The sequence below is a fragment of the Kribbella sp. NBC_01510 genome (genome assembly GCF_045040325.1).
GTDB lineage: Bacteria > Actinomycetota > Actinomycetes > Propionibacteriales > Kribbellaceae > Kribbella.
Genome location: NZ_CP109418.1, coordinates 8313737 through 8334691 on the forward strand (window position 1 = coordinate 8313737; position 20955 = coordinate 8334691).

20 protein-coding genes are annotated in these 20955 nt (G+C 65.4%); 9 read left to right on the forward strand and 11 right to left on the reverse strand.

Features of this window, described 5'->3' with window-relative positions:
• Positions 1 to 63 precede the first annotated feature (63 nt).
• A complete protein-coding gene (locus OG558_RS40625) occupies positions 64 to 750 on the reverse strand; it encodes a hypothetical protein (RefSeq protein WP_405067795.1) in 687 nt (228 codons plus the stop codon).
• The gene (locus OG558_RS40630) at positions 747 to 1091 is read right to left on the reverse strand and encodes a hypothetical protein (protein ID WP_405067796.1); all 345 of its coding nucleotides are present in this window, start codon (positions 1089 to 1091) and stop codon (positions 747 to 749) included. The genes OG558_RS40625 and OG558_RS40630 overlap by 4 nt, the downstream gene beginning before the upstream one ends.
• 165 nt (positions 1092 to 1256) lie before the next feature.
• Between OG558_RS40630 and OG558_RS40635 the strand changes: the two genes are divergently transcribed.
• Complete coding sequence (locus OG558_RS40635; RefSeq protein WP_405067797.1) at positions 1257 to 3392, forward strand: histidine kinase; 2136 nt, start codon at positions 1257 to 1259, stop codon at positions 3390 to 3392.
• A complete protein-coding gene (locus OG558_RS40640; protein ID WP_405067798.1) occupies positions 3389 to 4039 on the forward strand; it encodes a response regulator in 651 nt (216 codons plus the stop codon). Before OG558_RS40635 ends, OG558_RS40640 begins: the two co-directional genes overlap by 4 nt.
• Before the next feature lie 197 nt (positions 4040 to 4236).
• Here the strand turns inward: OG558_RS40640 and OG558_RS40645 are convergent, their stop codons facing one another.
• Positions 4237 to 5232 carry a helix-turn-helix transcriptional regulator gene (locus OG558_RS40645; RefSeq protein WP_405067799.1) on the reverse strand — a complete coding sequence of 332 codons (996 nt, stop codon included), beginning with the start codon at positions 5230 to 5232 and terminating at the stop codon, positions 4237 to 4239.
• 54 nt (positions 5233 to 5286) lie between these two features.
• On the opposite strand from OG558_RS40645, the gene OG558_RS40650 reads away from it, so the two are divergent.
• The gene (locus OG558_RS40650; protein ID WP_405067800.1) at positions 5287 to 6417 is read left to right on the forward strand and encodes an epoxide hydrolase family protein; all 1131 of its coding nucleotides are present in this window, start codon (positions 5287 to 5289) and stop codon (positions 6415 to 6417) included.
• 561 nt (positions 6418 to 6978) lie between these two features.
• Here the strand turns inward: OG558_RS40650 and OG558_RS40655 are convergent.
• On the reverse strand, positions 6979 to 7284 hold the full coding sequence (locus OG558_RS40655; RefSeq protein WP_329479250.1) for an effector-associated constant component EACC1: 306 nt from the start codon (positions 7282 to 7284) through the stop codon (positions 6979 to 6981).
• 173 nt (positions 7285 to 7457) lie between these two features.
• On the opposite strand from OG558_RS40655, the gene OG558_RS40660 reads away from it, so the two are divergent.
• Both OG558_RS40660 and OG558_RS40665 read left to right on the forward strand, forming a co-directional pair.
• Positions 7458 to 7742 (forward strand): hypothetical protein, encoded by a 285-nt coding sequence (locus tag OG558_RS40660; RefSeq protein WP_405067801.1) that lies wholly within the window; start codon positions 7458 to 7460, stop codon positions 7740 to 7742.
• 163 nt (positions 7743 to 7905) lie between these two features.
• Positions 7906 to 8256, forward strand: coding sequence for a hypothetical protein (locus OG558_RS40665; RefSeq protein WP_405067802.1), 351 nt, complete (start codon positions 7906 to 7908; stop codon positions 8254 to 8256).
• Positions 8257 to 8435: 179 nt separating this feature from the next.
• On the opposite strand, the gene OG558_RS40670 is transcribed toward OG558_RS40665, so the two are convergent.
• From OG558_RS40670 to OG558_RS40680, 3 genes are all read right to left on the reverse strand, one after another.
• On the reverse strand, positions 8436 to 8681 hold the full coding sequence (locus tag OG558_RS40670; protein ID WP_405067803.1) for a hypothetical protein: 246 nt from the start codon (positions 8679 to 8681) through the stop codon (positions 8436 to 8438).
• Positions 8682 to 8890: 209 nt separating this feature from the next.
• On the reverse strand, positions 8891 to 9202 hold the full coding sequence (locus OG558_RS40675; RefSeq protein ID WP_405067804.1) for an antibiotic biosynthesis monooxygenase family protein: 312 nt from the start codon (positions 9200 to 9202) through the stop codon (positions 8891 to 8893).
• A 41-nt stretch (positions 9203 to 9243) separates the two neighbouring features.
• Positions 9244 to 10245, reverse strand: a complete 1002-nt coding sequence (locus tag OG558_RS40680) for a helix-turn-helix transcriptional regulator (protein WP_405067805.1) — start codon at positions 10243 to 10245, stop codon at positions 9244 to 9246.
• Between the two features lie 402 nt (positions 10246 to 10647).
• Between OG558_RS40680 and OG558_RS40685 the strand changes: the two genes are divergently transcribed.
• From OG558_RS40685 to OG558_RS40695, 3 genes are all read left to right on the forward strand, one after another.
• Positions 10648 to 10842, forward strand: a complete 195-nt coding sequence (locus tag OG558_RS40685) for a hypothetical protein (protein ID WP_405067806.1) — start codon at positions 10648 to 10650, stop codon at positions 10840 to 10842.
• A gap of 23 nt (positions 10843 to 10865) precedes the next feature.
• Positions 10866 to 11621, forward strand: a complete 756-nt coding sequence (locus OG558_RS40690) for a DUF429 domain-containing protein (RefSeq protein WP_405067807.1) — start codon at positions 10866 to 10868, stop codon at positions 11619 to 11621.
• 282 nt (positions 11622 to 11903) lie between these two features.
• Positions 11904 to 15008 (forward strand): DUF3427 domain-containing protein, encoded by a 3105-nt coding sequence (locus tag OG558_RS40695; RefSeq protein WP_405067808.1) that lies wholly within the window; start codon positions 11904 to 11906, stop codon positions 15006 to 15008.
• A gap of 4 nt (positions 15009 to 15012) precedes the next feature.
• On the opposite strand, the gene ribD is transcribed toward OG558_RS40695, so the two are convergent.
• Together ribD and OG558_RS40705 are read right to left on the reverse strand one after the other, a co-directional pair.
• A complete protein-coding gene (ribD, locus tag OG558_RS40700) occupies positions 15013 to 15897 on the reverse strand; it encodes a bifunctional diaminohydroxyphosphoribosylaminopyrimidine deaminase/5-amino-6-(5-phosphoribosylamino)uracil reductase RibD (RefSeq protein ID WP_405067809.1) in 885 nt (294 codons plus the stop codon).
• Positions 15898 to 15926: 29 nt separating this feature from the next.
• Positions 15927 to 17099 carry a helix-turn-helix transcriptional regulator gene (locus tag OG558_RS40705; RefSeq protein WP_405067810.1) on the reverse strand — a complete coding sequence of 391 codons (1173 nt, stop codon included), beginning with the start codon at positions 17097 to 17099 and terminating at the stop codon, positions 15927 to 15929.
• A 543-nt stretch (positions 17100 to 17642) separates the two neighbouring features.
• Here OG558_RS40705 and OG558_RS40710 point away from each other — a divergent pair.
• Complete coding sequence (locus OG558_RS40710; RefSeq protein WP_405067811.1) at positions 17643 to 17978, forward strand: hypothetical protein; 336 nt, start codon at positions 17643 to 17645, stop codon at positions 17976 to 17978.
• 556 nt (positions 17979 to 18534) lie between these two features.
• On the opposite strand, the gene OG558_RS40715 is transcribed toward OG558_RS40710, so the two are convergent.
• Together OG558_RS40715 and OG558_RS40720 are read right to left on the reverse strand one after the other, a co-directional pair.
• On the reverse strand, positions 18535 to 19038 hold the full coding sequence (locus tag OG558_RS40715) for an SAM-dependent methyltransferase (RefSeq protein ID WP_405067812.1): 504 nt from the start codon (positions 19036 to 19038) through the stop codon (positions 18535 to 18537).
• 1148 nt (positions 19039 to 20186) lie between these two features.
• Positions 20187 to 20900, reverse strand: a complete 714-nt coding sequence (locus OG558_RS40720; protein WP_405067813.1) for a GntR family transcriptional regulator — start codon at positions 20898 to 20900, stop codon at positions 20187 to 20189.
• Between the last annotated feature and the right edge of the window lie 55 nt (positions 20901 to 20955).

A 20955-nucleotide genomic window follows, 5' to 3' on the forward strand; every position in this document is an offset into this window, starting at 1 on the left:
GATCTCCCTCTTCACCCGGCCGAGGGTATCGCCGGACGAGCCCACCCCGAAGGCCGTTTCCCTTCAGGGCAACGGTTGCCAGTCGTCGTCGCGCATCCGCAGGATCACCCACGACACCGCCGCGAACCCGACTGCCTGCAGACCCCAGCCGATCAGATCCAGCGTGTGATTGGGCACGATGATCGCCGCGACGAAGTGGATCGGTTGCGACACCATGACCGCCACCGCGGCCCACCGGCCGACGATGTGCGACCGCCACATTGCGAGCCCTAGCACGATCGTCCCGAACACATGCCCGACGACGAACAGCGCGCCGGCCAGATTCATCGATCCGTGCGTCACGTCGACCGCCTTGGCGATCGACGCGGGGTCCAGACCCGCCGTTCCCGCCGACCAGGTGAACAGATCACTGGCCGCCGTCCACGGCAACGACAGATACCCCGGTACGACGAGGAACAGCGCGATCGCGGTGATCCAGGGTGCCCGTCGCCGGGTGACCTTTCCGACGAAGTACGCGCCCGGGACGAGCGTGAGGATCCCGATGTAGCCCAGCCAGATCACCAGCGAACTGCGATCCAGATTGTCGACAATCTTAGTGACGATCGTCGGCACGTCGTCGACCGTGTCGTACGGCAGGAAGTACCGCAGCAAGGCGATCGCGGCCGGCCCGATCGGCAGGATCAGCGCCGCGACCCATCGCGACACCGGTCGTACGTCGGCATGCGTCGTACGCGTCATCGTCTGCGTCATCGCGCACCTACCAGCTCACGCGACGGCAGGAGCACCGCCACGACGCCGAAGACCGTTGCCGCGACGCCGACGCCCGCGGCTGCCACCGCGCCGGCCGGCACGTCCGACACGAAGAACGCTGGGACTGCGAGCAGCGCCGACGCGATCCGCAACGTGATCAGCGGAGCCAACGCCCATCGCTTTCCCTGCCAGGCGAAGACCAGGAGGATCAGGCTGATCAGCCCGACCACCGACCCGCCGACGGCGATCACCATCGGCGGATGCTCGCCATCCGTCATCAGAGGCCCGAACAGGTCCACCACCGACAGCAAGCCGAGCGCGACCAGACCAGCCTTGTTCATCCGAGACATCTTGCCTACCCCCTCAGGTTTGTTGATGGCTCCACCGTCGCGGCTCCCCCCGGTACGGCGCCTGGGCGCGGGTTCCCCACAGTTCAGGCAGTTCCCCGGGCGGCGCGGGATCGGATTCCCGAGACGCCGGGACACTTCCGGGAGCACACTGCGGGTATGAACGCAGCCCTCGGCGCACCCTCCAGCCCCGCCGCGGGCCGGCGCGACGGCTCCCGCCCGGCTCGGCAGATGCTCGCGGGCGGTCTGGGCGCGTTCGCCATCGCCGAAGTGATCGCGGCTCTGGTGTTCGCCGCGGTGATCGGCTGGGGCTGGCAGGACCTACTGGACGCGTTCGTCGTGACCAACGGGCTGATGGGTCTGACGTTCGGACTGTGCGGACTGGTGATCGCGTGGCACCGGCCGGCGAACCCGATCGGCTGGCTGTTCATCGCCGACGGCATCGGTCACGCCACGACGGCTTTCGGTGGAACCCTCGCCCCGCTGCTGGCCGACGCCGGCGCCCCGACGACCGCCCAACGCGTGATCGGCACCCTCGCGCTGGCAGCCTGGCCGTGGTCGATCGGCCTCTTCCTCCCGCTCGCGCTGTTGTACTTCCCGACCGGTCGGCTGCTCTCCCCACGCTGGCGCTGGGCAGCGATCGGCATCATCGTCACTGCACCGCTGTTCGTGCTCGAGATGGTCGGAAGCGGCGACACGATCTCCCCGGGCCTTCCCCGCGGCTACCTGGCCATCTCGTCGTACGACGAACTCCGGCCGCTGTGGACCGCCGCCGAACTGCGCAACCTGGTCGCGTTCCTGCTGGCCATCACCTGCCTGCTGATCAGATACCGGCGCGCCGACGAAATGGGCCGCCGGCAACTCCTGTGGTTGCTGCTGGCATCCGTCATCGCGGTCCTCTTCGTCACCCCGTGGGCGTTCATCGCCGGTACGCCGATCCTCGTCCTGCTCGCGATTCCGCTGATCCCCGCGTCCGTCGCGGTCGCGATCGTGCGCTACCAACTGCTCGACATCCGGCTGGTCGTGTCACGAGCACTGACCTGGGCGCTGCTGTCATTGGTTGCCATCGGCGCCTATGCGGCGCTGGTCGCGCTGCTCGACTCGCTCATCGCGTCCCAGGTAGGGCGGTCAGCCGCGGTCACCGTGTTCGTCGCCCTGATCATCGCGCCGGTCCTCCCCCGCCTCCAGCACCTCGTCGACCGAGCCTTGTACGGCGACCGCAACGACCCCGCTCGCGTCGCGTCGCGTGTCGGCGAGCAACTGTCCGCCGGCCTCCCCGGCGTGGTCGCCGCGATCCGCTCCGCCCTGCGCCTCCCGTATGCCGCTCTGATTGTCGACAATAGGATCGTCGCCGAAGCCGGGACACCCCCGGACGCCGACGCATCGCAATCTGCCTCACCGCGGACCGTCGAATCGCGGGCCGTCATGCCGCGGGCCGTCATGCCGCGGACCGCCGAATCGCGGACCGTCATGCCGCGGGCCGTCATGCCGCGGGCCGTCGTGCCGCTCGACCTCGAGTACGGCGGTCAGGTGGTCGGATCGCTCGAGGTCGGACTGCGCTCGGGCGAGTCCGGGTTGTCCTCGGCGGACCGCAATGTACTCGCGCTGGTCGCCGTACCGCTGGCCGTCGCCGTGCATGCGACCCGGTTGTCGAACGAACTGCAGTCATCGCGCGAGAAGCTCGTCTCGGCCCGGGAGGAGGAACGCCGCCGGATCCGCCGCGACCTCCACGACGGACTCGGCCCGACGCTGACCGGCGTCGCGTTCACCGCCGACGCCGCGGCCAACCTCGTCGCCACGGACGCTGCCCGAGCACACGAACTCCTCGCCACCCTGCGTGCCGACACCCGCACCGCGATCTCCGACGTACGGCGCCTTGTCGACGATCTGCGCCCACCAGCGCTGGACGAACTCGGGCTGGTCGGGGCTCTGCGGCAGCGGGCGGACCAACTGTCGTTCCGTGCCGACGGGGCGTTCATCCAGGTGGAGGTGTCGGCCGATGGACTGCCTGTGCTGCCTGCGGCCCTGGAGGTCGCTGCTTATCGGATCGCGACCGAGGCGCTGACGAACGTCGTACGGCACTCCCGCGCGACGTCCGCCGTACTGGCGTTGCGCTGTGGTACCGACCTGGAGATCGAAGTGAGCGACGACGGTCCGCCGAACGGGGCCTGGCGTCCTGGTGTCGGCCTGCATGCCATGCGGGAGCGCGCCGCCGAGCTGGGCGGGAAGTTCGAGGCTGGTCCGACACCGCGTGGCGGGGTCGTTCATGCGAGTTTCCCCTTGGGGCACAGATGATTCGCGTCGTGCTGGCCGATGACCACCCGGTGGTCCGGGCGGGTCTTGCGGCGTTGCTGACGTCGCTGGATGGCATCGAGGTAGTCGGGGTCGCGTCGACCGGGCGCGAGGCCGTTCGTGAGGTGATCACGACGCGACCGGATGTCGCCGTACTCGATCTGCGGATGCCTGACCTCGACGGATTCGCTGCGACGCGTGAGTTGGTGAGGTCGGCGCCGGATGTCGCCGTACTCGTGTTGACGATGTTCGAGGACGACGATTCGGTGTTCGCCGCGATGCGGGCCGGCGCTCGCGGCTACCTGGTGAAGGGCGCCGAGCAGGAGGAGATCGCCCGGGCGATCCAGGCGGTCGCCGCCGGCGAGGCGATCTTCGGGCCGGGCGTCGCGCGGCGCATGCTCGGCTTCTTCTCCGCACCGCCGCCCGCGGCCGAGCCGTTCCCCGAACTCACCTCGCGCGAACGCCAGATCCTCGACCTGCTCGCCGCCGGCCTGTCCAACTCCGCCATTGCCGACCGCCTCGACCTCGCCTCGAAGACAGTCGCCAACAACGTCTCCGCGATCTTCACCAAACTAGGCATCGCCGACCGCTCCGCCGCCATAGTCCAGGCCCGCAACGCCGGCCTTGGTACAGATGGCGGATCGCGTTGAGGAAGCGGATACCGCTGGTTTCGAGGCGGGTGCGCAGGGCGTGTCGGCCGTCCACGTGGAAGTCGACGCCGAGCAGCCTCCGCCTCGAGCGGGGGTCCGGCCAGGTTTGGGGTAAGAAATTGGCGCTCATTGACGATTTCTTACCCCAAAGCGCCCGTCGGCGGCGGTAGTCGCGGAGCGGGGACGGCGCGCGAGACTCAGCGGATCGCGTTGAGGTAGCGGGTGCCTAGGCTTTCGAGGTGAGTGAGCAGGGCGGGTGGGCCGTCGACGTGGAAGTCGAGGCCGAGCATGCCGATGTAGACGGCGATGATCTCGAGCGAATCGGCGCCGGTGACGAGGACGCTCGTACTGTCGTCGACCGACTCGACGATGCCGACCGCGGCGTGGATCCGAGACAGCACCTCCTGCGCCGGCGCGAACACCGTGATCCGGGCGTGCACCTGCCACCCGGTCGTCGCGACGTCGCGCAGGACGAAGTCGGTGTAGTCGTCAGCCGGCATCGGGCGGGGTTGATAGCGCCGGCCTGTTGCCATCCGCAACGACATCCAGTCGACCCGGTACGTCCGCCAGTCGCCGGTCTCGTCCCGCGCCACCAGGTACCAGTACCGCTGCCAGCTCACCAAGCGGTACGGCTCGACCAGGACGGGCAGATCGGAGCTCCGGCCCGACCCGGCGCCGCGCATCAGCGCACCGGTAGGGATCGAGTAGTCGAACCGCACGTAGTGCTCGTCGCGAATATAGGCCGCGATCGCGGTCAGCGTGGCCGGGTCGATCTCGGGATCCTCGACGTTCGAGCCCGTGTTGTCCGGCCCCTTCGACATCGCCCGGTGGATCGCGTTCACCTGGCGCCGGAGCCGATGTGGCAGGACCTGCTCGAGCTTCGTCAACGCCCGCGTACTGCTGTCAGCCATCCCGGCGACGCCGGCGCCCGTACGCAACCCGACCGCGACGGCCACGGCCTCCTCGTCGTCCAGCAGCAGCGGCGGGAGCTTCGCACCGACGCCGAGCTGGTAGTGGCCGGCCGGGCCGCGCGTCGCGTCGACCGGGTAGCCGAGCTCGCGGAGCCGGTCGATGTCGTTGCGAACCGTCCGAGTCGTCACCTCCAGCCGCTCGGCCAGCTCGGTGCCGGTCCAAGCCGGCCTGGACTGCAGGAGCGCCAACAGGGACAGCAGCCGCGAGGAAGTCTCGAGCAAATCCGTCTCCTAAACAGGAAAGTAATGTTCCTATACGGATTCTACGGTAAAGCCATGAACACGAACGAGAGCATCCGGCCCTTCACCGTCGACATCGCCCCGGCAGACCTGGACGATCTGCTCGCCCGCCTCGCGCGGACGCGGCTGCCCGAGCCCGTTCCCGGCGACGACTGGGAGTACGGCACCCCGAACTACTACCTCCGCGAGATGGTCGACCACTGGCAGAACGGGTTCGACTGGCGGGCCCAGGAAGCGCGGATGAACGAGTTCCCGCACTACCTGACCGAGATCGACGGCCAGACCGTCCACTTCCTCCACATCCCGTCGAAGGTCGAGGGCGCGACACCGCTGCTGCTGGTCCACACCTACCCGGGTTCGTTCGTCGACTTCCTCGACATGATCGGCCCGCTGACCGACCCCTCGTCGTACGGCGGATCAGACGCCGACGCCTTCTCGGTCGTCGTCCCGTCGATCCCGGGCTTCGGGTTCAGTACGCCGCTCGTCGACCGCGGCTGGACGATGGCCCGGGTCGCCCGGACCTTCGACACCCTGATGCGTCGTCTCGGGTACGACTCGTACGGCTCGCACGGCTCCGACGGGGGCGCCATGGTCTCGCGGGAGCTGGGCCTGCTCAACCCTCCTGGTTTCCTTGGTCTGCACGTGTTGCAGCTGTTCTCGTTCCCGTCGGGCGACCCGGCCGAGTTCGAGAAGTTCACGCCCGAGGACTACGCGGCGCTGGAGCACCTGAAGTGGTTCCAGTCGGTCGGTGGGTACAACGCGATCAACTCCACCCGGCCGCAGACCGTTGCCGTCGGCATCTCCGACTCACCGGTGGGGCAACTGGCCTGGAACGAACTCTTCAACAGCTTCGGCAACGGGACCAGCCTGGTCACCCGGGACCAGATCCTCGCCGAGGTGTCGCTGTACTGGTTCACCAACACCTCAGCCGCAGCCGGCCGCTACCACTACGAAGAGGCCCACGCCGGCACCGAGCCGCAACTCAACAACGCGCCGACCGGTGTCGCGGTCTTCGCCGACGACTTCAAGACGATCCGTCCGCTGGCCGAGCGCGACAACACCAACATCGTCCACTGGTCGAACTTCAAGGACGGCGGTCACTACGCCGCTCTCGAACGCCCCGACGACGTCACCGCCGATCTGCGGACCTTCTTCCGCAACCTGTAAGCCCCCTGACCACCTCGGCCGGCTCGCTTCCCGCGAGCCGGCCCGTCAGCGTTTCAGTCGCGACAATCTGTAGGCATCTGCCTCCCGTCCGCCGTACGACTGCGCGGGACGCAGGGAGCCCGGGATGCTTGCGCACCCCGGGCTCCTTTGGGCTCCACCCATCTGGAGGGACGTCCGGGCAGAGCTTCCTTCTCCGGGCAGACCTCAGGCGCTGTGGTGTTGCCGCCACCAGGTCCGCTGCAGCCGAGCGCCGTACTGGCATCGACAGGCGCCTTGACCACAACGAACGGCTCGCTGAGCGAGGTGTTCCCGAATCCTGCACCGACCCACGGGCCGGCACCCCAACGAAGACCTCATCACGTTCCCCTCGGAGATCCTCATCCCTGGCCCGCCCCTCGAACCAGGCAGTCTCCTCACGGCACGGTCGCGTGACTTCCCCCCACGCGACACCATGCGTCGCCCGCCCCCAGCGTGCTCCGCACCAGCTCCCCGCCAGCCACGTCGCCAGAATCCCGCTATCGACGCTACGCCCGCGCCGCCCACCCGACAACGTCTGGTTTCCTACTTCCCCTGATGCCGACTCAAGAACGCCTCGAGCACCTCCGCCCGCTCATCGAACGTCGGTCGCTCCAACTCGATCGAGTCGTCTCCCAGCGTCACAACGATCTTCCCCGGGCTCTTCCGCCGCTGAATCCAATCCCGCAGTACGGCGACCAACGTCGGCACCACCCCACCCGCACCCACCAACGCCACCGCAATCGCGATAGACCCGTCATCCTGAGCCAACCCACCCGGCCGCTCCACCACATCCTGCGTAGGCAACCCCTCCTCAGCCAGTTCCCTCCGCAACTGCCGAACAGCCTTCAAACACCGCTTCTCATCCAGTCCCGGCTCAGGGACCACCCGAACCTCAACCCAGTGCCCTTCACCCATTTGCCGCTCCCATCAGTTGCCCAAGGCCCCCTGTGGATAACTCCGCTCGTGGTCGGCGCGCAACCCCTATTCTCATGAAGAACCTCGCCCCAGCGGAAGGACATCCCGTGGACTCCGACGAAACCCCGTACCTCCTCCCCGACGGAGAACGCGTCTGGGTCATCAAGACACCCACCGCCGCCGAACTCCTCCCCCACATGCTCGAACGCTTCCGCTTCGGCCACATCGACCCCCTGATCTTCGGAGACGGAGGCGAACCGGAAGGCGTCGTCGTCCCCTTCGAACTCTGGCGAGCCCTCGACACCCGAGTCTTCGACGAAGAGGGATTCGACACACGATCGTGCGCGCCCGCCTCGCCGATCCCCGGCCCTCGATTCCCCTGGAGCAGGTAGCCGCTGAACTCGGCTGGGACCTCAACGAACCGATTGACGATTCCGAGTTCCGCCCGCCGAAATAGGCCAGCTCGACGCCTACAGCCCCTGTGGATAAGCCTGATCGCGTCCGCACCCCGACTCCTACTCTGATGAAGACGCACAACCAACCGGAAGGACAACCATGGACTCCGAAACGCCGTACGTACTCCCTGGCGGCGAACGGATCTGGGTGATCGACACCTCCACCGCAGCCGAGAACCTCGCACAGATGTTCCGACGATTCCGTGAGGGCGAGGCCGGCCCATTCATCGTCGGTGACGCCGGCCAGCCCGAGGGTGTCGTCATCTCGTGGGACCTCTGGCGGCGCCTCGCCGTACTGGCTGCGGAGACTGAAGGCTTCGACCACGTGTACGACGCCGCCAGGGAAAGTCTGGCAGACGACGGACCATCCGTCCCGCTCGAAGAGGTCGCGGCGGAGATCGGCTGGGACCTCAACGAGCCGATCGACGATTCCGATCTTCCGAAGAAATGACCACGCGGTTTCGGATCCTCGTCAGGCCTAGGCTTCGGCGACAGCTCGCCCTGCTCGAGCACGCCGCCGCGACACAGCCTGACAGCCTTCGTGGTCGTGAGTTCCGCGCCCTCAAGCTCGGCCTGCAAGCGTTGGCCGAGGGGCATGAGGAAGAGTACGACGGGAAGCGGCTCGGCTACTCACCGGGCCACCACGATCTTCGTGATTGCGCCGAGCTCAAAGTGCCGGTCATCCCGGAGTCCCACTACGGCAACGACCTCGGTCCGTCGCATCGCTTGATCTACCGCGAGTTCGAACCCGAGGACGGCGGCCTGCCCTACCGGGAGGCCATCTGTTTCGCACCGCGCCGGAACAATCTCCCTTTTGAGATCGCCGGCACCCGCCTGCAGCGCGAAAGCGGCCGTCCCGCCCCAGAGCTCGCCCACCTTCCCAACTACCGGCCTACGTTCCGCCGCGGCGCCGCCGAACCTACCGGTCCACCTCGCCTACCTCTCCACCCGACCTCCGCAAGGCGCTCGCCGCAGCCTCCGATGTCGCGTCCGCCTCCGGTGCCGTCAGACACGGTCCACCCGCTCAGCAACCACGCACCGCCCCAGGCCGCGGCGCCCCACCCAGTCGCGAGCTTTGACCGGGATCAGACCAGGTCAGGCGCAAGCCAGAGCTGATCGACTGGCAGGAGTTCAACCGACTGTGGTGGGCGCAGGAATCCGGCTGCCAGGATCGCGTCGACCGTTTCGAGGTAGTCCTTCGAGCTCAGCAGCGCCTCGGCGGCGGCCAGGTCCTGCCAGAACGTGATCGCCGCCCGCCCGTCCTTGGTCCGCACGAAGAACACAGCCCGGCACCCCGGCTGCCTCCGGAACATCGGCAACGACCGCTCCACCGCGAACGCGTCGTACTCCTCGCCCCGGCTCTCGTCGACCCCGGTCCGCCAGATCCGCGCAATCATCGGCCACTCCCTCCACCCGGTCTCAGCCTAAGACCTGATCTTCACCCGCCGGCGGCGCGGTGGTACCGATCGCCGAGTTCCCGGACCGCAGCCGCCAACTCCGGCGCATCAAGTACGTCGAAGTCCGCATCCATCAGCCCCAACCACACAGCCAACTGATGCGGATCATCCGACCCCAACTCGACGATGCACGCGCTCTCGTCGATCACGTCAGGCTCGATCGGAATCGGCATCCGATTCTTCACGTACGCCGCCGACGCGAACACCTTCACCCGAGCCCGGTACTGCCACGAGGCCTCCCCCACAGACCGCCGTACGAACTCCGCCACATCCTCCTCAGGCAACTCCCGCGCCACAAACCGAGCCCCATTAGGCGTCTTCAGGTTCATCCGATCCACCCGAAACGTCCGCCAGGCCTCGCGACCGTTGTCCCAAGCAACCAGATACCACCGCCGCCCCCAAGCCACCAACCGATGCGGCTCCACTGTCCTTGGAGGCTGTACGTCGTCCTGGTGCTCGCCGTCGCGCGGCTCATCACCCCACACTCCGCCACCCGACCCGCCGGTGTAGTCGAACCTCAACCGCTCCCGATCCCGAATCGCCCCCGCAATCCCCGTCAACACCTCAGCATCAACCCGCGGCCCTGCCCCACCCACCGCCACCGTCGCCCCAGCGACCGCCCTCACCCGCCCCCGCAACCGCCCCGGCAAAACCTGCTCCAACTTCACCAACGCCCGCACGGACGTCTCCTCAATCCCCGCCACCCCACCAGCCGCCGCAGTCCGCAACCCCACCGCCACAGCCACCGCCTCCTCGTCATCCAACAACAAAGGCGGCAGCACCCCACCCGCCCCCAACCGATACCCACCCGCCACCCCAGGTCGAGCCTCAACCGGATACCCCAGCGTCCGCAACCGTTCAACATCCGTCCGCAAAGTCCGCGTTGACACCCCAAGCCGCTCAGCAAGCTCCGCCCCGGGCCAGTCCCGCCGCACCTGCAACAAGGCCAACAACCGCAACAACCGCGCCGAGGTCTCCAACATCCCGCCATCGTCTCACCGATAGCGGAAGATTTTCTTCCGCAATCATGTCGTGGATGGCGCTTATGCGCTTCCTATGCCGCGGCTCTGTCCGTTGCGCCAGCAGCGTGTCTGACCCCGGTATGGAACGGCGTTCGCGGTGCACCCAGCTTCCCCTGGATCCCAGCGACCAAGCCGCCCCGGTCAGCGACGAGGCAGGCATATGGTGCTTTCTCCCTTACAAGGCGATGGATCGCGCGGGTCAGGCACCGACAACCTGGCCTGGTGCTGAACGAATCCAAGCGAGTGGGCGACGCGTGAACCGGCGCAGGCCTGCGGCGCCATCGACCAGGCGGGCGTCCGCTCAGATGAGCGGTTCACTCCAGGACTCACCCCGGCCGATTAAGGTCATAGGAAGGAGGGGCAATGGGACGCGAGCTGGTGGTACTCCGCGGAGACGGTGCCGAGGCCGTGCTCGAGGAGGTCCTGGCGCCGGACGAGCAAAAACTTCACGATCGCCGCGACATTCGAACCGACGTCGGTGTGAGTCACGAGACCCAGGTCATCAACCTGATAACCGAGACGGCCTCGTCGATCAACGACTCAGGGCAGCTCGCCTAGACCACAGCTCGGATGGAGGACTGATGCATTACGTCGGAGTAGACCTTGCGTGGGGCCAGAACAACGTAACTGGGCTCGCGGTCGTTGACGCAGAAGGACGACTCTTGGCAGCCACGCAACGGCAGACCGACGACGACATCCTGGACTGGCTCACACCCTGGACCGTCGGCCCTTGCCTGGTCGCCATCGACGCACCAATAATCGTCACCAATCCGACTGGGAGCCGGCCTTGCGAGAATCTAGTCGGTCGGTACTTCGGTAGGTACAACGCCTCTTGCCACTCCTCGAACCTCTCGAAGCCTCACTTTGCGAACGGCACTCGTGCCCTCCGCCTCGCTGGTGCGCTCGGGCTCTCTGTTGATCCCGCGGACCGGTCCGACCGTCGAGCTATGGAGGTCTATCCGCACCCGGCAATCGTCGTGCTCTTCGACTTGCCGAGGATCCTCCAGTACAAGCACAAGGGAGGACGGGACCTAGAACACTTGCGGCGTGAACTACTTCGCCTGCTCGACTACCTCGACGGGCTCCATACGGCCACTCCCCCACTCCTGCTGCACGACTGCGCCGATTGGCACCGGATAAGGCGAGTAGCCGAACAAGCTAGTCGAAAGGTGGATCTCGCAAGGGTGGAGGACTCGATCGACGCGGTCGTCTGCGCATACATCGCGGCGTACTCCGAGGCTAACCCAACAGCTGTGCGAGTGATCGGTGACATCGAGACTGGCTACATTGTTACGCCCGTGACACCCGACATCGCTCGCATTGTCGACTCAACCTGATCGGATAATGCGGCCAAACAGGATCGTCGCGGCCCTTCGAGAACGTCGCCCCGACGAAGAGGCAGACGCTTCCATGTCACCCCGAGGCCACAACCTAGATGCGTACCTTGGCCAGTTCCTGACCGACTCGGCAGCGTAGGGGCTCCTCGCGCGCACGAACAGGTAGGGCTCCTTGCGCGCACGGACGCATTGGGCCGACGGCGACCTGACACGCTCAGGTGCATCAAAGTCGATGGCTGTCGGTGCAGTCTGGCAAGCTCCTCTGCGAGGGGTGATAGCTGGATGAAGCCAGGGATCTACGACGCGCTGGTCACGAGCGGCCTGCTCGAGGCGATAGCGAACGGTCAGACAGACGGGCAGGTAGCCGTACTCCACGATGTCGACGAGGCCGATCAGCCGGAGGTTCTCGCTCGGCATGTCGGAGACGCCGTACTGCGGGTGCTCGGAAGTACTCGCGATGAGGGGAAGCGGGTTGCTCTAGTCAACGACCTCCTCCAGCGGCTGGCAGAACACACTGATGCGCTGCCCGATGGGAAGCCTCGTCAGCTACACGCCCTGCGTCCGCCCGCTCGACCAGGCATTACCGGGTACGGCGAAGCCCGGCCAAGTACTCCGCTATCCGACGCGGCCCTGCTCACTAACGCTCACGGTGAACCATCGCTGGGGCCGGAGCTACGCGCCGAGATTGATACCTCGGATGAAGTCGACCTGATTTGCGCGTTCGTGAAGTGGTACGGCCTCCGCCTGCTCGAGCCGGAGCTGCGGCGCCTCCGACTTCGCAATGCACCGTTCCGCGTCATCACCACCACCTATCTCGGGGCGACCGATCGACCAGCCCTCGACCGGCTCGTCAACGACTTCGGCGCCGAGGTCAAGATCCAGTACGACATACTCCGAACCCGTCTACACGCCAAGGCCTGGCTGTTCCGGCGGAACACCCGCTTCGACACGGCGTACGTCGGATCCTCAAACCTCTCGCGAGCCGCCCTTCTCGATGGCGTCGAGTGGAATGTCCGCCTCTCGCGGATAGCCACGCCGGGCCTGCTGAACAAGTTCGGCGCGACCTTTGACACTTACTGGAATGACTCAACCTTCGAGTCCTATGACCCAGCGCGCGACCGTGACCGCCTCGACGATGCGCTGGCGGAAGCCGGCAACCGCAAGACATCAGATCGAGTGACCATCTCCCTCGCCGGCCTCGAGGTACGTCCGCGGCCGTATCAGGCCGAGATGCTCGAGGAGATCGAGGTCGAACGCGAGGTCCATGACCGCCATCGCAACCTGGTTGTCGCTGCAACCGGCACCGGCAAGACGGTCATCGCAGCGCTCGACTATCGCCGGCTTCGCGATGCGGCGCTTCGGCGAGGGGAGCCAGCGCCGTCACTCCTGTTCGTCGCTCACCGTCGGGAAATCCTGCAGCAGTCGCTTCGCACCTACCGAGAGGTCCTCGCCGACGCCACCTTCGGCGAGGAGTACTTCTCCGGCGCACGCCCCGAGCGTTGGCGACACGTCTTTGCGTCCGTGCAGGCTCTTCACTCGTACGACGTCACGACAATGCCTATGGACGCCTTCGAAATCGTGGTCGTTGACGAGTTCCATCATGCCGCAGCGCCAACGTATCGTCGGCTGCTCGATCACCTGCAGCCCCGCGAGCTACTCGGTCTGACAGCGACGCCAGAACGCACCGATGGCTTTAACCTGCTGAGCTACTTCGGCGGACGAGCTGCGGTCGAACTTCGGCTCTGGGACGCCCTGTCTGCGGACCTCTTGTCTCCCTTCCACTACTTCGGGATCTCTGACAACACCAGCCTGGCTGATCTTCAGTGGAAGCGAGGTAGGTACGACGAGCAGCAACTCGAGAAGCTCTACACGGGCAACGATCGACGTGCTGCCATCGTAGTGAACCAAGTGAGGGACAAGCTCACGGATCTGACGTCCATGAGAGCGCTCGGCTTCTGCGTGTCCGTCGCGCATGCCGAGTACATGGCCGGAGTCTTCAGCAAGGCAGGCATCCCAGCCCGGGCCGTGTCCGGCCAGACCCCGACCGCCGACCGTGATCAGGCATTGCGTGACTTGAAGGAACTCCGCGTCAATGCGCTGTTCGCCGCAGATCTCTTCAACGAAGGCCTCGACCTACCAGAGGTCAACACAGTCCTCTTTCTCCGGCCGACCGAGAGTCCCACTGTCTTCCTTCAACAACTCGGTCGAGGCCTACGCCAAGCCGAAGGTAAGCCGGTCCTCACCGCCCTCGACTTTGTCGGTCACCAGCGCAAGGAGTTCCGCTTCGACCTGCGCTTTCGCGCTCTGACCGGCGAGACGCGCAAAGGTCTGGAACGCCAGGTCGAGCATGGCTTCCCCTTCCTCCCGCCTGGCTGCCAGATCGTGCTAGACAAGATCGCGCAGGACGTAGTCCTCTCCAACCTTCAGGGCCAGATCGCCGGTCGGTGGCAGGACATGGTCAAGGAGCTCAGGGCGCAAGGCGACCAGACGCTGCCGACATTCCTCGAGGAGTCCGGTACAGAGCTCAGCGACGTACTGCGACCTGGCCGCAGCTGGACCGCACTCCGCCGGGATGCTGGGCTCCCTACGCGCACCGGATCGAGCCGCGAGCCAGCTCTCCTCCGACGCGTACGTGCCCTCGCTCATGTCGACGACGCTGACCGGGCCCGCGTCTATCGACGACTTCTGCAGGACGACGGACCGACGTACGACGAACTGACTCCAGCCCACCAAGGGTTCGCCCGCATGCTGTTCTTCTCACTGTGGCCCAATGGCGGCGGATTCTCGTCCTACGCGGAGGGCCTCGATGTGCTCCGCCAAGAGCACGCCCTGCGTGACGAGCTCCTTGAGATCACCGACTTCGCCATGGACCATGCTCACCATCGCGCCTTCCAACTCAGCGGTCGGCTCCGCGATCTACCTCTCCGCGTGCATGCTCGGTATCAGCGCGAGGAGATCCTCGCCGCGCTCGACTACGCGAATCTGGAACGCCGCCCGAGTACGTTCCAATCCGGGGTCCTGCATTCACAGGAGAGGGACCTCGACGCGTTCCTCGTGACCCTTACCAAGTCCGAGGCCGACTACTCCCCCACGACGATGTACCAGGACTATGCAATCAGCCCGACGCTGTTCCACTGGGAATCCCAGAGCAGCACAACGGTGAAGTCCGCCACCGGCCAGCGCTACCTGAATCATCGCCAGCGAGGCACGGACATCCTCATCTTCGCCCGCCAACACAAGCGCACCGACGGGGTCACAGACCCCTATCTCTTCCTTGGGCCAGCGGCGTACACCACTCACACCGGCGAGCGCCCGATCGCCATCACCTGGCAGCTAACTCACCCCATGCCCACCGAGGTCTTCCAAGCAGCGTCAGTAGTCGCATAGGTTCCTAGGTGAACCGAGCCGTGCGCAATCCCTCGTCTGGTGAAATCTTGCTGAGGTTCAAGCGGACGTACTTGTCGGCCAGCGTAACGCCAGTCACTTCGAATCCTTCGGGCACGTCGTGGTGTCGGCCAGATGTCGTGGGTCCAACAGAGGCCGGCTGCCGAGGGATATGGCAGCTGATGCGTTCGACCAAGCCCTCGTCAGCCATTGCGTTCGCAAGCTTCGACCGTCCTGAGAGGAGGAGCGTCCGGACGCCCCGGCTGAACATATCAGTCAGTACTGCGGCGGGTGCTGCCCCGACGGTCATCGGCAGCGAGAACACGTCGGGTGAATGCGAGTTCGGGACACCCTCCTCGAGGCCACCGTCAGTCGTCAGCACGGCGTCTACTTCGGATCTAAACCTCGCCGCGATCCGATCCACGTCGAGAGTTGCATCGTCGTCTGTGACGTAGACCCAATGCACATAGGGGATTCCTGACTTAAGTGCGCTAAGCCATGGTCCGATAACAAACCGGGCTTCGTCCTCGAGGACGCCGAGCTCGACGTCAACTCCTGCGGCTTGGAGTCGGACCGCTCCCCCCTCTTCGCGCGATGTCGGATCAATCAGGGCGATAACGACCCGCGCAACACCCGCATCAATCAGTGCTTGTCGACAGGGTGGGGTTCTGCCTTGGTGGTTACACGGCTCCAACGTCACCACCGCCGTACCACCGCTGGCACGCTCACCCGCCGCCGTGAGCGCGTGAACCTCCGCGTGCGCTTCACCCTTGCGACGGTGGTATCCCTCACCAACAACGTTGCCTTCGACATCAAGTACTACGCACCCAACGGGCGGATTGGGGCTGGTGGCACCGACTCCGAAGGCGGACAGGGCGATTGCCCGCCGCATCGCGGCTACTTCTTCCCTTGTTCCCATGGCTAGCCCGGCTCCATCGCTAGTTCGCGCATCAAATGAGCGACTGCGGGCAACTGGCGATGGGTGCCCAACCTCTTGCCAACCGCTCGGACAACCCCGAGAGTCCGGGCTGAACCGGCTTCCTGGCCGATGGCGAGTGCTTCGGTCGCGGTCTGCGCAGCCACCTCGGGCTCGCTGGTGGCGGCGTAGGCACTCGCCAGGCGTCCGAGCGCAATACCCCGGTCACGCCGATATACCTCTGGCAAGCCAGGCAGTGTCGCTTCATACAGTTCGATCGCGCGCGCAGGCCGTCCGAGCGTCAGCCAACATGCGGCCCGCTGCAGCTCGATATAACTCGCGGTACAGAAAGAGCCGTGCCCAGTCCGGGCGTCGCCAACAACATCAGTTGCTGCCCACGTGTGAGCATCATCCAGCTTGCGCTGCGCAGCAGTCTCATCGCCATCCAGGGCGAACCCTCGCGCCTCTTGCTCATCGATCGCGGCACGCATCGGCGGCAGCAGATCAGGCGATGCCCGGCGCGCTGCTGCGGCCAGCCCCAACACCTGGCCGGCGTTGCCGCTCGGCACGGCTTGCTGGCTACGGCGGAACAACACCCAGGCTGTCATCAACGAATCGTCCGATTCGATGGCCCATTCCAGTGCTCGTCCACTCCAGTGGAGAGCCTCAGTAGTCCCGCCGCTGTCTTCGTAGAGCCAAGAGGCTGACTCGGCGTACTGCGCTGCGAGGCGGACCACCTGCGGGCGGCCGCTGGTAGCGGCAGTCTTCAGTAGTTCGTTAATGGTGTCGAGCCGGGCAAGCACACCACCGAGTGCATGGCGAGGGCCAAGCAAGTTGTCCGTTTTGACGAGCAGATGCCAGTGCTCACGAAGATGTTCGACGACTGCGTCCAAGCGTGGTCCATTGCCTAACTGGATTGAGCTGGTGGGACGGTCTGTGAGCAGACCGTCGCCTGGGTGAATCCCCTCATCTACTTCATCGAGCAATGCACCAAGCTCATCGGCGGTAATGCCTAGCGCGTCAGCCAAGATCGGCCGCAACCACGGCTGAGGAGCGGTGTCAGCAGCTTCCCATCGCACGACCGTAGAGCGATCGACGCCGAGCTGCGCAGCGAGGCGTTCTTGACTTAGGCCGGCGGCCTTGCGCCGCTGGGCAAGTCGCACCCGTCTGCTTGCCATAACTCGATCATCCCCGTCGGGAGGCCGTACCGCGTCGTCGGCGGCGCGTCAACAACGCGCCAGTTTTGCATCATTTCTGCTCTGGTTCCCGCTAACCGTAACCGATGAACTTGTTGTGGACGGACCAGCGGTGCCGAGCCCTTGCATCCGCCGCTGGTCCGCCATCCAAGAACGCATCACGATCAACCACCTGGGGGAACAGTGCGACCCGGCAACACCATCCCAAGGCATGACTCTCGCGATGGTGGCGTCATCCAGCGCGGGTTTGACAGATGACTGAGCCGCCGAGGATCGCCGTACCACGTCACCGTGTGCGGGTCTGGTTCGGTCGAACCGCGATCTTGGACCTGGAGGTGCCACAGGACGTGGCTGAGCGGCATGCTGCCGCCATGTGTCGCCGGTTTGCCTGTCTTCGCGTCACCAACCAGCCGATCGCGGTGCGAGATGCTGAGCCGTCGTGAAGGGGCAGCGCCATCGACGCTTCTTCGCCCGATTGATCGAGCGGCTGAACAAGCGCTTCCGACGCTGGCGGGACGAGGATGCATGACTGACTACACGCGTCCGCTCTTGCTCGGATACTTGCTCAGGCATCTGCTAATGACCGAGGAGGAGCTCTACAGCGCCAAGGAGCGCATGGAGCACTTCGCCCAGGTGGAGGGCTTCGCCATGGGGACGATGTACGTCGAAGAGATCGACACCTCGCCAGCCGCCTTTCAAGCCTTGATTGATGCCGTCTACCACTACGAAGTGACCGCGGTGGTCGTCCCGAGCATGCTCCATCTCGCGGTGCTCAGCGCTCCGGCAACCATCAAGGACTATTTCGAGCGAGCCACCGGCGCACGCATCATGGTCGTCGGCTCCCCACCCCTACTGATCTGACGGAATCGGCATCGCTTCCTTATATCTTCAAATGGGGGACGAAGCCGGTCGATTCCCGCTTCACCAGCTACGGGTGAACTCGGTCCAGAACGAAGCACTCGGACCGAACCCGGCGGCTCACCAGTCTTTCCCTAACCCTCGCTGTGCGAAACCAGCGGTATGGCGAACCCGTCCGCCGCCGTTGCCCGACGAACGCCCATACCTTCTCTCCGGGTGCCTCTCGCCGAGCAATGCGACCACAACCTTGCTCTCAACCAAGGGGGTTCAGCAGGGACTGGATGGACGGAGCGATCTAGGCACACGCCTGGCTGAGTAGTGCATCAGGTCGCAGAGTACTCGGGGTCGACCTATGAGCCGGGTCCAACGAACTGTTGACCATCGGCCGAATCAGATTGTCCTGACTGCGTTTGGCCGACCGTGTGTCATCGACGTCTGAAATCCCGTCCAACGAGGATGGCATCTCAGGGTCGGCCCCGCCGTCCGTCGACATGGACTTCCGGAAGCCCGCAGGAGATCGGTCGCCATCCTCAACCGGCGCTTGGGGCGAAGCTTGTGGTCAGCGTGGAGGATCAGGGCGTGCGTTCTCGGATTGAGCGAAGTAGTCGGTCAACATCTCCGTGGTCCAGGAGGCTTGTCGGGTCTCGCCTCGGGGGCCGAATTCGGCGAACCAGGGTTTGATGTCGAGTACGGGCGTGCCGTCGACCGCGTCTAGGTCCTCCACTACGAGGTCGAGGCCATCGACCTTCAGGAGGCGGCAGCGTGAGACGCCGAGCCGGTTGACTCGCCGCATGTTCCGGTGCCCGAAGATGCCGACTTCGGGCCAGTCCGGGTTGTCCCGCGGGCGCCGCGCCCCGAGGTTGACATCGTTCTGATCCGTCAGGTGGAAGTGGAACACGATCTCGAGGTGCGAGAAGTCATCGAGCCCACGGGTGGATTCCTCGGTGAACCTCTCGCCGTCGATCCGGATGATCGTTTGGGTTCCGCCCCAGTAGTCGTCGGTCGGCTCTGCGCGCCCGCCGACGACGTAGGCAACATGCTCCACAGTGATGGGGTGAATCATACGGTCCTCTCTAATCGTCGCCACGGGTTCGTCGGCCAGCGGCCGTAAAGGTAGCGCGCGGCACGGCCGTCCAACTCGGCGACTGAACGACTTCCTCTATCACGATATGACGACAGACTTGAACGCATGTCCCGCACGGCCTCGCTCGCCCGACCCGAATGGACGCCGTCCATGACGTCGAGGGCTCGGACCAGATCCGACTGCCCGGTTCAGCTCGCGCGGAGTCGTGCAGCGACACCGCGACCCTTCCTAGTCAGCCACGAACGATGCTTCGATGCACGATTCGGCTCTAGTCGACCAATGATCGCGGGACAGGCAGATGGCTCGTGTTGAGCGGCGTCTCGGCAACGGCGAGCTAGCACCAGCTCATCTGGACCCGCAGCCGTTAGGCTCCGCGAGCCTTGGAGAGCGTCTCGAATCGCTGAATGCCAGACGGCCCATGTTTTAGGGTCGAGAAACCCTAACCGGGCGATCTCGAACTCATCCTCACACAGCCTGACGTAGCGGCGGTCCTGGAACAACGCCTCGTTGTCCTTTCCATCGATGGTCGCCCGCTGCCTCTCATCATCAATGTCCCAGAATCTCTGGATGTAGATATTTGCGAGTTCATGCTGACGAGCCCGGCGCGCGAGGCTCAGCTGATAGAGGGCGACAGGCACGCCCACACCGCCGACGACGATAGTGACCAGATCGGCCAGAAGCGAGATATTGATGGAGTCCCCCTCACTCGGCGTTACATGGTCATGTATCGCGGCTCTACCCATACCGTTACATCGCAGGTAGCCGATGATGCAGATCTGTGATCAGCCCCGCACGACAAGGAACCGGAACCCCCGGGCCGCCGCCGACGCGGCTGATAATGACATCGCCCGGTACGTCGAGAACTGCGCGGGCTTCTCCGCGCTGGCGAGGACCTCCAATGACAAATGATCACCATCTCGGGCCGGCAAGATCCTGCGACGGCTGCACGGCAAACAATAGAGCGAGAAGGCTTCGAGACACAGGCACGGCCAGACAAGCGGTCTGCAACATCAGTAACCACAAGCAGCCGGTGCACTTCATCAGCAACCGCACCTATCGAGCGCGGTGTTGAGTCGCATGGCGTGTCGCTGTTGCTGACGCCGGAGCGGTCGCCCGACATCTCTCACCTAGCGGGTGAGGTCGGCGGTGAATTGGTAGGCGTCGCCTCTGTAGTGGTTGGTGCCGGAGAGGAGGGGGGTGGTGTCCTGGGTGAAGGCTATTTCGGTGGCGACCAGGATGGCGCCTCCGGCGGGGAGGTTGAGGAGGGTGGCCAAGGTCTCGTCGGCGTTCTGGGCTTGGACGGTGTAGCGGGAGTAGGAGAACTCGATGCCGTGGGTGGAGAAGAGTTCGTAGAGGGACGCGTCGGTTAGGTCGACGGTGGTCAGCCAGGGGGCGATGGCGACCGGGATGACGAGGTCCTCGACGGTGACGGGGCGGCCGTCCATACCTCGGAGGCGGCGGATCGCTACTACGGGGGTTGTGGGGGCCAGGTGGAGGCGGTGGGCCTCGTCGAGGGTGGCGGGGCGTTCGCGGCGGTCCAGGAGTTCGGAGCTGGGGCGGAAGCCGAGGTCGTGAGCCATCTCGGTGAAGGACTGGAGTCGGCTCGGGGGTTCGCGGAGGACGAGGTCGCGGACGTACCAGCCGCGTTGGGGTGACGGGAGGATCAGGCCGTCGTCGGATGCGGCCTGGAAGCCGGCCCGGACGGTCATGCGACTGAGGCCGGTTTCGAGGGCGAACTGGCGTTCGCTCGGCAGCCTGCTTCCGCTCGGGTATCGCCCGCTGACGATGCCCTCGTGGATCCGTTTCTTGACACGCTCAACCGCGGGTTCTGCTGCTGTCACGGCACTTACTATACCAGTTTCGCGACTCAAACACGCTCAGAATAGGCAACTGGTT

Bases quoted from the DNA above. Each gene is read 5' to 3' on its own strand.
- OG558_RS40625 (WP_405067795.1), bottom strand. From the start codon at position 750: ATGACGCAGACGATGACGCGTACGACGCATGCCGACGTACGACCGGTG.
- OG558_RS40630 (WP_405067796.1), bottom strand. From the start codon at position 1,091: ATGAACAAGGCTGGTCTGGTCGCGCTCGGCTTGCTGTCGGTGGTGGAC.
- OG558_RS40635 (WP_405067797.1), top strand. From the start codon at position 1,257: ATGAACGCAGCCCTCGGCGCACCCTCCAGCCCCGCCGCGGGCCGGCGC.
- OG558_RS40640 (WP_405067798.1), top strand. From the start codon at position 3,389: ATGATTCGCGTCGTGCTGGCCGATGACCACCCGGTGGTCCGGGCGGGT.
- OG558_RS40650 (WP_405067800.1), top strand. From the start codon at position 5,287: ATGAACACGAACGAGAGCATCCGGCCCTTCACCGTCGACATCGCCCCG.
- OG558_RS40665 (WP_405067802.1), top strand. From the start codon at position 7,906: ATGGACTCCGAAACGCCGTACGTACTCCCTGGCGGCGAACGGATCTGG.
- OG558_RS40675 (WP_405067804.1), bottom strand. From the start codon at position 9,202: ATGATTGCGCGGATCTGGCGGACCGGGGTCGACGAGAGCCGGGGCGAG.
- OG558_RS40680 (WP_405067805.1), bottom strand. From the start codon at position 10,245: ATGTTGGAGACCTCGGCGCGGTTGTTGCGGTTGTTGGCCTTGTTGCAG.
- OG558_RS40685 (WP_405067806.1), top strand. From the start codon at position 10,648: ATGGGACGCGAGCTGGTGGTACTCCGCGGAGACGGTGCCGAGGCCGTG.
- OG558_RS40690 (WP_405067807.1), top strand. From the start codon at position 10,866: ATGCATTACGTCGGAGTAGACCTTGCGTGGGGCCAGAACAACGTAACT.
- OG558_RS40695 (WP_405067808.1), top strand. From the start codon at position 11,904: ATGAAGCCAGGGATCTACGACGCGCTGGTCACGAGCGGCCTGCTCGAG.
- ribD (WP_405067809.1), bottom strand. From the start codon at position 15,897: ATGCGGCGGGCAATCGCCCTGTCCGCCTTCGGAGTCGGTGCCACCAGC.
- OG558_RS40705 (WP_405067810.1), bottom strand. From the start codon at position 17,099: ATGGCAAGCAGACGGGTGCGACTTGCCCAGCGGCGCAAGGCCGCCGGC.
- OG558_RS40710 (WP_405067811.1), top strand. From the start codon at position 17,643: ATGACTGACTACACGCGTCCGCTCTTGCTCGGATACTTGCTCAGGCAT.
- OG558_RS40715 (WP_405067812.1), bottom strand. From the start codon at position 19,038: ATGATTCACCCCATCACTGTGGAGCATGTTGCCTACGTCGTCGGCGGG.